Genomic DNA, 13,456 nt, shown 5'->3' with positions numbered 1-13,456 from the left:
ATCCGGGTATCGATTCCGGTGGTGCCGGGCACCTGTCAGCTGCCCGCTCTGACCTGCGCGAGCAGCTCCGTCGCCGTCTCCCAGCGGAACTCGCCCGCGGCGAACCGTACGCCCATCCCGCGCAGCCGCCGGACACTGTCCTGGTAGGCGGGGTGCAGGGCGAGTTGTTCGTTCACGCAGGGCACGGCGACGACGGGTACACGCGCCCCGTACGCCTCGCAGAGCGTGGCCACGGCGAGGGTGTCGGCGATGCCCGCCGCCCACTTGTTGACCGTGTTGAACGTGGCGGGCGCGACGACGATCGCGTCCGCAGGCGGGAACGGGCGGGGCGTCGTGGGCGAGCGCCACGCGGAGCGCACCGGGCGGCCCGTCCGCTCCTCGACGGCGGCGCGGTCGAAGAAGCCGCCGAGCGCCGTGGGTGTCGCGATCACCCCGACGTCCCAGCCCGCGGCCTGCGCGTCGTCGATCAGCCGCCCGACGCCGTCGGCGATCCGGGCCGCGCACACGACGACGTAGAGGAACGGCTCAGACACGGTCCACCGCCTCGATCAGCTCGGCGAGACACGCCGCGGCCTTCGTCAGGCCGTCGTGCGCAGTGACCGGTTCGTCCAGGTAGACGTCGCGGCGCAGTTCCAGCATGAGGGCGCTGACCCGGGCGTCCGTGCCGTAGTGCCGCAGGGGGACGTACGTCCCGGCGAAGGGGGTGTTCAGACCGATCGCGCCGAGCGGGGCGAACGCCTCGCGGGCCAGGGCCAGCAGCGCGTCGGGGGTGTGGAAGGGATCGGTGCCGAGGCAGACGGGCGGGCGGGGGTCCGTGCCGTGCAGTTCGTAGGGCAGGGCGCGGCTCGGGTACGAGTGGACGTCGATGACGACGGCCCGGCCGGTCGCCGCCAGACGCTCCTCGACGGCCCGGGTCATCGCCTCCGCGTACGGGTGGAAGTACGTGGTGAGCAGGGCGCTCTCGTCGGCGGGCGGTTCGGGGCGCAGCGGCGCGCGCTGCGTGGTGCGGGTGTACACGGCGCCCATACCGGCCGCGCGCATCTCCTCCCGCTCGTCGGGGAACCGCTCGGGGTCGACGACGAGCCGGGAGCGCTCGTTGACGAAGCGCCACGGGGTCACGGCCGCGGACCGGGCGGCGTGCTCGGCGATGTCCTGGGTGCGGGCGTCGGTGATGAGGTCCAGTTCCCGCTCCAGGGCGGCGTCGTCGAGCAGCAGGCCGGCCCGGACGTCGGGCGGGACCGTGCGGGAGCCGTGGGGCACGTGGAGAAGGACCGGGGAGGCCGGGTCGCCGGGGACCAGCCGGTGCGCGGGTCCCGCGCCGGGTGCGGATCTGTCCGTGGTGTCCATGCCTCCACTCTCTCCCGGCCCGGGGCCCGGTCGGTCCGGAAGGCGCCCTGAGGTCACCCCGAGACGGGCCCGGCAGGGCGCCGGTACCGGGTGCCGCCCGGTGTGCTCGTCGACCTGGACGGGTCCGCGCCCTGCCTTCTCGTGCCCGACCCGACCGCGCTACTGCGGGACCCGCGGATTCAGCGCCTGCTGCGTGAGCGGGCGGGGATCGCGGGGCCCGAGGTGCCGCTGCGCCAGGCCGCCGACTCCTTGCGGTGGGCCCGCACCCTGCGCGCCCACGGGCCGGGCGACGGTCCGCTGCGGCTCGCCCGGCTGCTGCTGCTCGCGGACCCCGCGCTGGTGCGGCTCATGGCCGCCCGCAGGCTGGCACCGCTGGCCGCGCTCACCCCGAAACAGCGCGACCGGCTCGCCCACACCCTGCTCGCACACCTGCAGAGCCCGCACGGCAGCGCGCCCGAGCTGGCCGAGCGGCTGGCGATCCATCCGCGGACGGCCCGCCGCCGGCTGCATCACCTCCAGCGCCTGTTCGGCCCCGCACTCGACGACCCGGACGCCCGTTTCGAACTGGAGGCGGCGCTCCGGGCCGACCTGGGCCGATCGGTCGGGTGACCTGCACAGAAAGGCCTGGGGAATATGCCATGCGCCCCCTCCGTTGATCGCGTCGAAGAGGAGGTGACCGTGGAGCAGAAGTACTACACGCACGGGACGGCCGCGGAGCGCTGGGAGCGGGCGCGGATGTTCTTCGACGCGAAGGAGTTCACGACCGCCGCCGGGATCCTGGACGGTCTCGTCGAGGAGGTCCCGGAGCAGGTCGGTCCGCGTCTGCTGCTCGCCCGCTCCTACTACCACTCGGCTCAACTGCGGCGCGCCGAGGACCAGTTGCGCATCATCGTCGAGCGCGACCCGGTCGAGCACTACGCCCGGCTGATGCTCGGGCGGACGCTGGAGCGCCAGGGCCGGGACGCCGAGGCCGCGCCGCATCTGCGGATGGCGGCGGCCCTCTCGGGGGATTTCCCGGAGGCCTGAGCCACTCCAGGGCGCACGGTGCGGCCGGTGCGCGAGCCCGGCCGCATCGCTGTGAGCAGGAGCTCGGCTAGCCTGGGCGGACGATGAACCGCACTGATCAGCCCGCCCCGGCCCACCGTCTGACCACACCGTGGGGAGACGTGGACCTCACCCGTTTCCCGGCGGACCCCCGCGACCAGCTGCGCGCCTGGGACGCCGCCGACACATATCTGCTCCAGCACCTCGCCGGCAGCGGCACCGACCTGTCCGGCGCGGTCGTGGTGGTGGGCGACCGCTGGGGCGCCCTCGGCACGGCACTGACCGGGGCCGACGGCTGCGCGCCGACGCTGATCTCGGACTCGTACCTCGGACAGCGGGCGACGGAGGAGAACCTGACGCGGGCCGGGCGGTCCGGGGCCCGGCTGCTCACCACGCGGGACACCCCGCCGGACCGCGTCGACGTGCTCCTGGTCCGCGTGCCGAAGAGCCTCGCCCTGCTGGAGGACCAGCTGCACCGGCTGCGGCCCGCGCTGCACGCGGACACCGTGGTCGTCGGCACCGGCATGGTGAAGGAGATCCACACCTCGACGCTGAACCTGTTCGAGCGGATCATCGGTCCGACCCGCACGTCGCTCGCCGAGAAGAAGGCGCGGCTGGTCTTCAGCACGCCGGACCTGCCGCTGTCCCCCGGCCGGAACCCGTGGCCGCACCGCTATCGGCTGCCCGACGGCATCGGCCCGTCGGCGGGGCGCACGGTCGTCAATCACGCGGGGGTGTTCTGCGCCGAGCACCTGGACATCGGCACCCGGTTCTTCCTGCAGCATCTGCCGCGGGCCACGGGCGCCGCGCGGATCGTCGACCTGGGATGCGGCAACGGCGTCGTCGGGACGACCGCCGCGCTGACGGCCCCGGACGCGGAGGTCCTGTTCACCGACGAGTCGCACCAGGCGGTGGCCTCGGCCGAGGCGACGTACGCGGAGAGCTGCGGCGACCGGCCCGGCAAGGCCGTCTTCCGGGTCGGGGACGGCCTGGCGCAGGTGCCCGCCGCGAGTGTCGACCTGGTCCTCAACAATCCGCCCTTCCACACGCACCAGGCGACGACGGACGCCACGGCCTGGCGCATGTTCACGCAGGCGCGGGCCGCGCTGCGGCCGGGCGGCGAGCTGTGGGTCGTCGGCAACCGGCACCTCGGCTACCACCTGAAGCTGCGCCGTCTCTTCGGCAACAGTGAACTCGTCGCCAGTGACCCGAAGTTCGTGGTCCTGAAGGCCGTCAAGCAGGACCGGTCACCGGGCCGGGGGCGGGGCGGTCAGCGCCGGTGAGGCGGCGAGCGCGGCGGCCAGCAGGCTCACCGCGCCGCACCCCGCCAGGAACACCCCGGCGCCCCAGGCCGCGGTGACGAGCCCGGCGAGCGGGAACAGGAACGGGCTGAGGCCGAGCGTGCACAGCGAGGTGACGGAGGTGACGCGGCCGACGTAGCCGGGTGCGGTCCACTGCTGGAGCAGCGCGTGCCCGAGGATCATCGGGATGCCGCTCGCGGCGCCGAGCAGCGCGCACAGCGCCACGGCGACGGCCGGTCCCGGTCGGGCCAGACCGAGCGCGGTGACCAGGGCGGCCGTGGCGAGCAGGCAGCCGGCGAGCACGGCGCCGGGCGCCGGGACGCGGGGCAGGGCGGTGAGCGCGACGCCCACGACGGCGCCCGCGACGCTGAACGCGCCGAGGAGCAGGGACAGCGTGCCGGGGCTCCAGCCGCGCTCCCCGGTCAGCAGGACGAGGGCGGTGCCGACCGGGCCGCTGAAGCACATCTCGCCGAGCCCGATGACCGCGACGAGGCGCAGGAGGCGCCGCCGCCCTCTCAAGTACCTCAGTCCGTCGCACAGTTGGCTCCACCCGGAGGTCTCGGCCCGTACCGTGCCGCCCGGCACCCGCAGGACGAGCAGCAGGGCGAGCGAGAGGCCGAACAGGGCGCCGACCCCGGTGAACGCGCCCGCCGCGCCGCCCGCGGTCAGCGCCGCCGCGGCGGCGAACGGCCCGGCGGTGTTGGCGAAGCGCACCGCGAGGGAGCGCATGCCCTGCACCCGCGTGAGCTGCCCCGGCACGGTCAGGCGTGTCGGCAGCGCGCCCACGGCGGGCAGGAACAGCGCGTCGGCGACGCCGAAGCAGACCGCGAGCGCGCACAGCACGGGGAGTTCGGGTCCGCGGGCGTACGTCAGCGCGGCGGCGGCCAGGATCGTCAGGCACCGTACGAGATCACTGCCGATGAGTACCCGGCGCGGGCCCAGCCGGTCGGCCAGGACGCCGCCGAACAGCATCAGGACGGCCCGCGGCACGGCTCCCGCGGCGAGTACGAACCCGGCCCGCGCCGGTCCCGCGGCTTCGGCGGCGGCCCAGGTCAGGGCGGTGAAGTAGACGACGTCCCCGGTGACGGACGTGGTGTAGGCGCCGAGCCAGCGCAGCACGTTCGCGTCGCGGTGGGCGGCGGGGGCATGCGTCGTGGCGGTCACGGCTCCAGGGCCCGGTCCGCCGGGAACGCCTGGAACTGCACGGTGGCCGCGGCCGCGCCCGGCGCGGGCTCCTTGTCCCGGTACCGTGCCACGACGGCGTACAACTCCTGCTTCAGCGCTGCGAGTTCCTCAGGTGTGACGTGGACGGTGAGATCGGTGAAGGCCGAGACCCCGAACCACTCGTCGGGCATGCCGGGCAGCTGCGCGGCGGCCCGGCGCAGCGTCTCGGCGGCGGCGAGGGCCACGGCCTGCGAGTACGCGCGCCCTTCGGTTCCGCCGCGCTCGGCGGGGTCGTGCTGCGAGCCGCGGTGCAGGGCCCGCCACCAGCGGTCGCGCCGGTTGCCCCGCTCGGCGTCCTCCTCGATGAGCCCGCGGCGAGCCGCCGCAGGTGGTAGCTGGCGGCCCCGGAATCCAGGTCGAAGTGCTGAGCCAACTGCCGCGCGGTGGAGGGCCCTTGCTGTCGCAGCCGATTCAGCAGCGCGAGCCTCATGGGGTGCGCGAGGACGCGCAGGGCGGCGGTGTCGAGGGTGATGTCGCCGTGCGGCGCGGGGCGCGGGGAATCGGGCAGGTCTGCCATGCGCCGACCCTAGAAGCAGAAGACTCCTTCCGGAAGAGTACTTCGCGAACACTTCTTCGCGATGCAGCCATTCATCCGGTACGGCGCAAGCGATTACTACGCCTCCCACCCTCCCAGCCATAGTAAAAAGCAGTAACTCGTCGCCCCCTCTTGCGAGTTGACAGCAAACGCTTACATCCTGCCGCTCATGAGACTTCCCTCCACACGCACCCGTCGCGTCCTCACCACCCTCGGCGCCACCGCACTGCTCACCCTGGGCGCGAGCGGCCAGAGCTGGGCCTCCACCCCCACCGTCCGCTGGTCGACCGGGGCGCCGACCCCGGTCACGAAACTGACCCTGCCGATGTCGTTCGAGGCGGCGCCCGACGCGTCCGGCATCTACTTCGCGTACTACACGACCCTGGAGAGCGGCACCCGCCCCTACGCCGGCTTCCAGCCCAAGCCCGTCGGCAGCAACGGCAAGTCCCAACTCCAGGCGGTCTTCAGCTCGTTCAACGCCGACGCCACCACCACCGACAGCAACTGCCAGTACGGCGCGGACGGCGGCGCGGGCGTCAGCTGCGCGGTCCGCTTCGACTACACCAAGGGCACGATGTACAGCATCGTGCTGCAGCGCGCGAGCGACGACGGCACCACGCAGCTGATGACCGGCGACGTCGTGAACACCGCGACCGGCGCCGCGGTCGCCCACATCGGCAGCTTCCGGCTCCCGGTGGCGTCGGGCCGCTTCAAGGCGTCGGACTCCGGGTTCGTCGAGCCGTACCAGACGGCGGGTTGCGGGCAGCGCGTCACGGTGACGTACGGGAAGCCGACCGGCACCGAGGGCGGCGTCACCTCCACGGGCGGGCTGCCCACGGTCACCGACCCGGCGTCGGGCAGCTGCCTGAGCAGTACGTCGACGGACACGGCGGCCGGACGCCAAGTGACCGTCACCGGCGACCAGTACAGCGGCGAGTGACCGGAGAGCCGACCGCCTCCTCGCCCGCGGGCCGTTCGGCTTTCATGCTTGTCGGAACGGATCCCTCCGGGCGACGATGCCCGCATGAAGGGTGATCTTTTCGCGAACGAGTACATGGTGCAGCCCGCTGTCGCGCCGGGCATGACCGTCCAGAACGCCAAGTCGATCCGCTACGTGGTCAACGGCGAGATGCTGGCGCGGCAGGGGGCGATGATCGCCTACCGGGGGAATCTGCAGTTCGAACGGAAGGGCCAGGGCGTCGGCGGCATGCTGAAGCGGGCCGTGACCGGCGAGGGCCTGGCCCTGATGAAGGTGCACGGCCAGGGCGAGGCGTGGTTCGCGCAGGAGGCGCAGAACGTCTTCGTCGTCGACATCGAGCCCGGCGACACGTTCACGGTCAACGGCCGCAACGTGCTGTGCTTCGACGCCTCGCTGTCCTACGAGATCAAGACCGTGAAGGGCGCGGGCATCTCCGGCGGCGGCCTGTTCAACAGCGTCTTCACCGGGCACGGCAAGCTGGGCCTGGTCTGCGAGGGCAATCCGCTGGTGCTGCCGGTCTCCCCGCAGCAGCCGGTGTACGTGGACACCGACGCGGTGGTCGGCTGGACCACCAGCCTCCGTACCTCGCTGCACCGTTCGCAGTCCATCGGCTCGATGATCCGCGGCGGCTCCGGCGAGGCGGTCCAGCTGATGCTGGAGGGCGACGGCTTCGTGGTCGTCCGCCCCAGCGAGGCGACGCCGCAGAAGCCGCAGCAGCACTAGCCGCGGTCCGGGCCTGCCGTCACGTGACCGGCCCGCTCGCGCTCCCGTACCGCGATCCGGGCCAGTTTCGTCAGCATCATGCCGTTGCGGACCCTGACCAGGTAGTCCACCGGGAGCCCGTGCATCCGGGTCCCGGGGCCCCGCAGCGGGTGCCAGTCGAGGACGAAGAGCGTGTGCTCACCCCAGGGCAGCAGGTTCATGGCGATGCGGGCCGCGCCGAAGGGGTCCGCCTTCGCCTCCAGTTCCAGGCGGCGCTCCGGTTCGCAGATCCGGACGACGCTGGTGTCGTCGAGAGTCAGCGGGCCGAGCCCGACCCGCACCTTGAGCGCGGCGCCGACCGCGGGCCAGTCCGGGTCCGCGGTCAGGACCTGCTGGGTGCCCGTCACCCACTCACCGAAGCGGTAGCCGTCGGACAGCAGCGCCCAGACCGCGGACGGCGGACTGAGGATGAGACGGCGGTTGCGGGCCACGTCGATCACGCTCCTCGGGAGGCAGTGACCTTCAGCTTCGCCCCGCCCGCCCCGTTCGGACACTTCGGTGGGTCCGGACGGGGCGGTGGCCCGCGACGCGCCGGCCGGGCCTACTGGTCCCGGTACGTCTCCAGCAGCCGCAGCCACACCTCGCTGACCGTGGGGTACGCGGGCACCGCGTGCCACAGCCGGTCGATCGGGACCTCGCCGGCGATCGCGATCGTCGCCGAGTGGATGAGTTCGCCGACGCCCGGGCCGACGAAGGTGACGCCGAGGAGGATCTCCCGGTCGAGGTCGACGATCATCCGGGCGCGGCCGGTGTAGCCGTCGGCGTAGAGACCGGATCCGGCGACGTTCGCCATGTCGTAGTCGACGGCGCGCACCCGGTGGCCCGCGGCCTCCGCCTCGGCCAGCGTCAGGCCCGCGCTCGCCGCCTCCGGGTCGGTGAAGACGACCTGCGGGACCGCGGACCGGTCGGCGGTGGCCGCATGGGCGCCCCAGCGGTCCGTCTCCAGGATCGGGACACCGGCGGCCCGCGCCGTGATCGCGGCGCCCGCGATACGGGCCTGGTACTTGCCCTGGTGGGTGAGGAGGGCGCGGTGGTTGGCGTCGCCGACCGCGTAGAGCCAGTCGCTGCCCTCGACGCGCAGGGTCTCGTCGACGCTCAGCCACGACCCGGGCTTCAGGCCCACCGTCTCCAGGCCGATGTCCTCGGTGCGCGGGGCGCGGCCCGTGGCGAAGAGGATCTCGTCGGCCTCCAGGGTCGAGCCGTCGCCGAGGGTGACCGTGACGGTGGCGCCCTCGCGCTCGACGGCCGTCACCGACACGCCCGTGCGCACGTCGGCGCCGGCCTCGCGCAGCGCGTCCGCGACCAGTTCCCCGGCGAACGGTTCCATCCGGTTGAGCAGCCCGTCACCGCGTACGAGCACGGTGACCTGCGAGCCGAGCGCCTGCCAGGCGGTGGCCATCTCCGTCGCCACGACTCCCCCGCCGACCACGACCAGGCGGCCGGGCACATGGTCGGAGCTGGTGGCCTCACGGCTGGTCCAGGGCTTGGCCCCGGCGAGGCCGGGCAGGTCCGGCAGGGCCGCGCGGGTACCGGTGCAGACGGCCACGGCGTGCCGGGCGGTGAGGGTGGTGACGGTGCCGTCGTCGGCGGTGACCGTGACGCGGCGGGGTCCGTCGAGGCGGCCGTGGCCGCGATAGAGGTCGGTGCCGATGGACTCGATCCAGCCGACCTGTCCGTCGTCCTTCCAGTGGGAGGTGTAGTCGTCGCGGTGGGCGAGCACGGCGGCGGCGTCCAGCGGACCCTGCACGGACTGGCGCAGGCCCGGCACGCGGCGGGCGTCGGCGCGGGCGATGACGGGCCGCAGCAGCGCCTTGCTGGGCATGCACGCCCAGTACGAACACTCGCCCCCTACGAGCTCGCTCTCCACGATCGCGGCGCTGAGCCCGCCCGCCCGTGCCCGGTCCGCGACGTTCTCGCCGACCGGTCCCGCTCCCACCACTACGACGTCGTACTCCATGGCTTCCTTCATAGGCCCCAGTGTGGTCGTAGGTGTGCCCGTGAGCCACATGGGTACGAGCGCGGAATACGTCCGCCCCGCGGACCGTTGTGCACAGCGGCTTTGCCCCCTACGGCTTCGCCCCGAACCCAGGAAGCAGGAAGAGGGAAAACACCATGAGCAGCACCACCGTGGAGCTGACCAAGGAGAACTTCGATCAGACGGTCACGGAGAACGAATTCGTGCTGATCGACTTCTGGGCGTCCTGGTGCGGGCCCTGCAAGCAGTTCGCCCCCGTCTACGAGAAGGCCGCCGAGGCCAATCAGGACCTGGTCTTCGGCAAGGTCGACACCGAGGCGCAGCCGGAGCTGGCCGCCGCGTTCGGCATCCAGTCGATTCCGACGCTGATGATCGTCCGTGATCAGGTGGCCGTGTTCGCGCAGCCCGGCGCGCTGCCGCAGGAGGCGCTCGACGACGTGATCGGCCAGGCCCGCAAGCTGGACATGGACGAGGTCCGCAAGTCGGTCGCCGAGCAGCAGGCGCAGGCTCAGGCCCAGCAGTCCGACGAGGGCTGAGCCCAGGACACTGCGGGAAGAGGCGGTCGCCCACGGCGGCCGCCTCTTCGTGTTCCCGGGGTGTCCGGGGTGCCTCAGGTCGATGCGCGGGGCACCGCGCTCGCGCCCATCACGTCCCGTACCTCGGGTTCCGCCGCCGGGTCGCGCACCAGCCGGTCGACGAGCCCGGCGAGCTCCTCGCCCGAGGGCAGGTCGATCCGGACCGTACTGAGGCGGGGACGCAGCAGGCGGCCCAGCATCAGGTCGTCGGCGCCGATGACGGCCACCGCGTCGGGAATGGCGACGCCCGCGTCCTGGAGGGCGCGCATCAGCAGCATCGCGTACTCGTCGTTGTACGCGAACACGGCTCCCAGGCCGAGCTCCCGGATCTGCCCGGCGACGCGGGACGCGTCGTCCTCGGTGTAGGCGAGAGGCAGCGGCACGACCTCCGCGCCGGTCTCCCGCACGCCCGCGAGGCGGGGCAGGGCGAAGGCGTCGAGGCCCTCCTCGCGGGGCATGACGACACCGAGGCGGCGGTGGCCGCGCGCCAGGAGGTGCTCGCCCGCGGCGCGTCCGACCTCGCGGTGGTCCATGAGCAGGGCGTGTGCGCCCTCGACGGGGTCGGGGCCCAGGGTGATGACGGCCCGGGCGCCGGAGCGCTTGAGGACATTGATGCCGTCGGGTCCCATGCCGACCGGGGCGAGGACGGCTACCGGGCGCAGCTCGGCCCAGGCCCGGGCCGCGTCGTCGCCTGCGAGGCCGACGCTGCCGTACTGCACGACGGTGTAGTCGAGGCGGCTGAGGGCCCACTGCAGCTCGTTGAGGAAGCCGCTGTAGAGCGGGCCGACGGGCACTTCGGGGGTCGGCATCAGGACGATGCGGGTGTGTCCGGCGCGCAGGCTGCGGGCGGCGGCGTGCGGGACGTAGCCGAGTTCCTTGGCGGCCTCGTGGACGCGGCGCCGGGTGGGTTCGCTGATGCGGACCGCGCTGGTGTTGTTCAGGACGTAGCTGACCGTGGCGCGCGAGACTCCGGCCAGGCGCGCGACGTCCGCGCTCGTCGGTACGGCGCCCCGGGCGGGCCCGGCGGACCCAGTGGGCTCGGCGGAGGCGGCCTCGGGGGCTCCGGAGGGCTGGGCGGGCTGCTGCTTCGGTATCTGCACCATGACGTACGGCATCCTTCCAGACGGCGGCTGCGGGCGTGCCGAGGGCCCGCAGGAGGCCGTCCGGAACGCAACCGGCGGCGGACCGGCGCCGGTTCGGGTGCCGGTTCGGGTGCCGGTCCGCCGCCGGGGATCCGGGGTCTATCCGGTGGCCAGGGTCCGCCACAGCGCCGGGTCCTCGAACCCGAGGGCCCACAGGACGGTGTACGGCACGCCGTACTTGCGCAGCGCGGGCAGATGGGTGGCGGTGCCGCGGGCGTCCTGGTACCAGACGGTGCGGCGCGTCTTCCCGTCCTTGTACGTGAAGTGCGGAGTGCGGGAGTCCGGGTCGAGGGCGTAGGGCGCCTTGACCTTGCGGCGCAGCGCCTCGGCGTCCTGCGAGGTCACGTGCTTCGCCCGGGCCTTGTCGCCGACCGCCCAGTCCCAGCCGTACGCCGGCAGGCCCATCTCCAGTTTGACGCGCGGGACTTCGGCGGTCGCGCGGGCCAGGATCTCGTCGTACCACTGCGGTGTCGAGATGGGTCCCGGCGCGCCTTCGGCGTGGTGCATGTTGTACGCCATGATGCGCAGCCGGTCGGCGACGGCGCCCAGCTTCCGGTAGTCCCACACGCGGCCCGTGGTCCGGGTCTTGGGGGTGACGGTGACGAAGCACTGTTTGTCCAGGGCGTGCAGCCGAGCGCAGAGGTCGGTGACGAAGGCGGCGTAACCGTCGCGTACCGCCGGGTACTTGGCGTCGGGCGTCGGCGCGATGGTCTCGTAGTCGAGGTCGAGCCCGTCGTAGGCGCGGCTGCGGACGACGGCGAGCAGCGCGTCGACGTGTTCCGCGCGTCGGGCGGGGCTGGTCATGACGGCGCCGAGGGCGCCGGGCTTCATCTGCTCCATGACGGTCGGGACGACCTGGATGCCCCGGGCGTGCAGCCCGTCGACGATGCGGCGTTCCCCCGCTCCGGGGTGACCGTCGACGCGGGTCGCGGACTTGGTCTCGTACCAGAACGGGCTGATCGTGCGGATCTGCGCGGCGTGCTCGAGGGCGTCGCGGTAGGCGGCTTCCTGGTTCCAGTAGGGCAGCCAGGCCGAGACGGTGCGCGGGGGCGGCGGCGCGGAGCGGGCCGGGGTGGTTGCGGTGGCGGTGGGGACGGCGGTCAGCGTGAGCAGAACGGCGAGCGCGGACAGGGCGCTTCGGTGTATTCGTCGGGCCATGTCCCGAGCCTGGGCGTCATCCGGTGCACCCGCCGCGCGGATTGGGCCGTCCAGGCTCTAACGTGACCCGCGTGACTGCCTTTACGGATGACCACGCGTACGACCACCCCGGCCGCAGCGGCGCGACGGCCACGGTGGAGGCCGAGCCGCGCCAGGTGGGACGGGTGCGCACCGAGTACGCGCCCGCGCACGACGGCGATCCCGATCCGGGCGAGATCGTCTGGACGTGGGTGCCCTTCGAGGAGAACGACGGGCGCGGCAAGGACCGGCCGGTGCTCGTCGTCGCGCGGGAGGACGCGGGGACGCTGCTGGCCGTGCAGTTGTCGAGCAAGCGGCACGACCACGACCGCGAGTGGGTGGCGATCGGCTCGGGTCCCTGGGACCGCGACGGCCGCGATTCGTGGGTGGACGTGGACCGGGTACTGCGGCTGCACGAGCGCGGCATGCGGCGTGAGGCGTGCGCCCTGGACCGGGGGCGCTTCAATCTGGTGGTGCTGCGGCTGCGGGAGCTCTACGGCTGGAGCTGACGTCCGGACAGGACGCGGGCGAACGCCGCGCGGGTCGTCTCGCCCCGGGTGCGGTCGAGGACGGCGAAGACGACCTGCTCGAAACAGCCGGCGAAGCGGCCGTCGAGCAGGGCGCGGAACGCCTCGGCCACCTGCGCCGGATCGTTGCGGAACACACCGCAGCCCCATGCGCCGAGCACGAGGCGCCGGTAGCCCTGTGCGGCGGCGACCTCCAGGACGCGCTCGGCGCGGGACGCGAGCGCGCCCGGTATCTCGGCGACCCGCTCCGGGGTGTGCCGCGCGATCACCCCGGCGTTCGGCGCGGGCGAGGTCAGGAAGCCGACCTGGTACGGCTCGTCGAGCAGGGCGCCGCGGTCGTCCCGGAACACCGGTACGCCGGGCGCGTGGATGACCCGGTCGCTGTAGAAGACGTCGCGGTCGGCGCGGTGGTGGGCGTAGAACTCCGGGACCTCGATCAGGCACGTGTACAGCGCGGAGGAGCGGCAGACGGCCTCCTCCTGCGCCTGCGCCCCGTTCAGATAGCCCCCGCCCGGGTTGCGTGCAGACGCGAAGTTCAGCACGGCGACCGGCCCGGGACGCTCGCCCACCATGCGCCGGGCGGCCGCCAGGCTGCTCTCCCCCGTGACCTCGACGCCGGTCGTGGCGCCGGGCGCGTCGGGCACCGCGACCGGCTCGGGCCCGTACATCCGCGTACCCGCCCGGGCCCGCGCCACCGCGTCGCCGATCGTGACCGTGCGGCCGTCCCCCGTCGCGTACCGGCCCGCCGCGACGATCTTCTCCGTGCTCTGCGCGATCTCGCGCAGCCGGGCGCTCACGCCCGGTCCCCCGTCGTTGCCATGAACAGATCGTGAGTGACCGGTGACGTCCGGGGCAACAGTTTTTCGTCC

At 73.4% G+C, this 13,456-nt stretch carries 16 protein-coding genes and 1 pseudogene; 7 read left to right on the top strand and 10 right to left on the bottom strand.

Going from position 1 to position 13,456, the window contains the following annotated elements; all coding sequences use genetic code 11:
* Positions 1-35: 35 nt before the first annotated feature.
* Together ACVHNB_RS15145 and ACVHNB_RS15140 are read right to left on the bottom strand one after the other, a co-directional pair.
* Positions 36-533, bottom strand: coding sequence for a flavoprotein (locus ACVHNB_RS15145; RefSeq protein WP_456228323.1), 498 nt, complete (start codon positions 531-533; stop codon positions 36-38).
* Entirely contained in the window at positions 526-1,347 is an 822-nt protein-coding gene (locus ACVHNB_RS15140) for an N-formylglutamate amidohydrolase (RefSeq protein ID WP_428950648.1), read from the bottom strand. The genes ACVHNB_RS15145 and ACVHNB_RS15140 overlap by 8 nt, the downstream gene beginning before the upstream one ends.
* Positions 1,348-1,437: 90 nt before the next feature.
* Here ACVHNB_RS15140 and ACVHNB_RS15135 point away from each other — a divergent pair, with 90 nt between their 5' ends.
* From ACVHNB_RS15135 to ACVHNB_RS15125, 3 genes are all read left to right on the top strand, one after another.
* Entirely contained in the window at positions 1,438-1,956 is a 519-nt protein-coding gene (locus ACVHNB_RS15135; protein WP_456228322.1) for a helix-turn-helix domain-containing protein, read from the top strand.
* 126 nt (positions 1,957-2,082) lie between these two features.
* Complete coding sequence (locus ACVHNB_RS15130) at positions 2,083-2,373, top strand: tetratricopeptide repeat protein (RefSeq protein WP_428957452.1); 291 nt, start codon at positions 2,083-2,085, stop codon at positions 2,371-2,373.
* Positions 2,374-2,456: 83 nt separating this feature from the next.
* Positions 2,457-3,674, top strand: coding sequence for a methyltransferase (locus ACVHNB_RS15125; RefSeq protein WP_456228321.1), 1,218 nt, complete (start codon positions 2,457-2,459; stop codon positions 3,672-3,674).
* Here the strand turns inward: ACVHNB_RS15125 and ACVHNB_RS15120 are convergent.
* The 3 genes and pseudogenes from ACVHNB_RS15120 to ACVHNB_RS15110 form a co-directional block, all read right to left on the bottom strand.
* Positions 3,639-4,856 carry an MFS transporter gene (locus ACVHNB_RS15120; protein WP_456228320.1) on the bottom strand — a complete coding sequence of 406 codons (1,218 nt, stop codon included), beginning with the start codon at positions 4,854-4,856 and terminating at the stop codon, positions 3,639-3,641. The two genes, ACVHNB_RS15125 and ACVHNB_RS15120, sit on opposite strands and share 36 nt — an antisense overlap.
* On the bottom strand, positions 4,853-5,101 hold the full coding sequence (locus ACVHNB_RS15115) for a hypothetical protein (protein ID WP_456229016.1): 249 nt from the start codon (positions 5,099-5,101) through the stop codon (positions 4,853-4,855). Before ACVHNB_RS15115 ends, ACVHNB_RS15120 begins: the two co-directional genes overlap by 4 nt.
* 185 nt (positions 5,102-5,286) lie before the next feature.
* Positions 5,287-5,346, bottom strand: a pseudogene (locus ACVHNB_RS15110) (hypothetical protein); the annotation flags it as partial.
* A gap of 274 nt (positions 5,347-5,620) precedes the next feature.
* Between ACVHNB_RS15110 and ACVHNB_RS15105 the strand changes: the two are divergent.
* Positions 5,621-6,391, top strand: coding sequence for a DUF3472 domain-containing protein (locus tag ACVHNB_RS15105; RefSeq protein ID WP_428950652.1), 771 nt, complete (start codon positions 5,621-5,623; stop codon positions 6,389-6,391).
* Between the two features lie 84 nt (positions 6,392-6,475).
* Positions 6,476-7,153, top strand: coding sequence for an AIM24 family protein (locus tag ACVHNB_RS15100; RefSeq protein ID WP_428950653.1), 678 nt, complete (start codon positions 6,476-6,478; stop codon positions 7,151-7,153).
* Here ACVHNB_RS15100 and ACVHNB_RS15095 read toward each other — a convergent pair.
* Positions 7,150-7,623, bottom strand: a complete 474-nt coding sequence (locus tag ACVHNB_RS15095; RefSeq protein WP_428950654.1) for an SRPBCC family protein — start codon at positions 7,621-7,623, stop codon at positions 7,150-7,152. The two genes, ACVHNB_RS15100 and ACVHNB_RS15095, sit on opposite strands and share 4 nt — an antisense overlap.
* 110 nt (positions 7,624-7,733) lie before the next feature.
* Positions 7,734-9,161, bottom strand: coding sequence for a dihydrolipoyl dehydrogenase family protein (locus ACVHNB_RS15090; protein WP_428950655.1), 1,428 nt, complete (start codon positions 9,159-9,161; stop codon positions 7,734-7,736).
* A gap of 143 nt (positions 9,162-9,304) precedes the next feature.
* On the opposite strand from ACVHNB_RS15090, the gene trxA reads away from it, so the two are divergent.
* The gene (gene trxA / locus ACVHNB_RS15085; protein ID WP_428950656.1) at positions 9,305-9,703 is read left to right on the top strand and encodes a thioredoxin; all 399 of its coding nucleotides are present in this window, start codon (positions 9,305-9,307) and stop codon (positions 9,701-9,703) included.
* 74 nt (positions 9,704-9,777) lie between these two features.
* Here the strand turns inward: trxA and ACVHNB_RS15080 are convergent, their stop codons facing one another.
* Both ACVHNB_RS15080 and ACVHNB_RS15075 read right to left on the bottom strand, forming a co-directional pair.
* Positions 9,778-10,857 (bottom strand): LacI family DNA-binding transcriptional regulator, encoded by a 1,080-nt coding sequence (locus tag ACVHNB_RS15080; protein WP_428950657.1) that lies wholly within the window; start codon positions 10,855-10,857, stop codon positions 9,778-9,780.
* Positions 10,858-10,983: 126 nt separating this feature from the next.
* The gene (locus ACVHNB_RS15075; protein ID WP_456228319.1) at positions 10,984-12,042 is read right to left on the bottom strand and encodes a glycosyl hydrolase family 18 protein; all 1,059 of its coding nucleotides are present in this window, start codon (positions 12,040-12,042) and stop codon (positions 10,984-10,986) included.
* A gap of 71 nt (positions 12,043-12,113) precedes the next feature.
* Between ACVHNB_RS15075 and ACVHNB_RS15070 the strand changes: the two genes are divergently transcribed.
* Positions 12,114-12,569, top strand: coding sequence for a type II toxin-antitoxin system PemK/MazF family toxin (locus ACVHNB_RS15070; RefSeq protein WP_428950659.1), 456 nt, complete (start codon positions 12,114-12,116; stop codon positions 12,567-12,569).
* Here the strand turns inward: ACVHNB_RS15070 and ACVHNB_RS15065 are convergent.
* A complete protein-coding gene (locus ACVHNB_RS15065) occupies positions 12,554-13,384 on the bottom strand; it encodes a TIGR02452 family protein (protein WP_456228318.1) in 831 nt (276 codons plus the stop codon). The two genes, ACVHNB_RS15070 and ACVHNB_RS15065, sit on opposite strands and share 16 nt — an antisense overlap.
* Between the last annotated feature and the right edge of the window lie 72 nt (positions 13,385-13,456).

It is taken from the genome of Streptomyces sp. YJ-C3, assembly GCF_053891275.1.
This window is presented reverse-complemented; position numbering and strand designations above follow the sequence as displayed.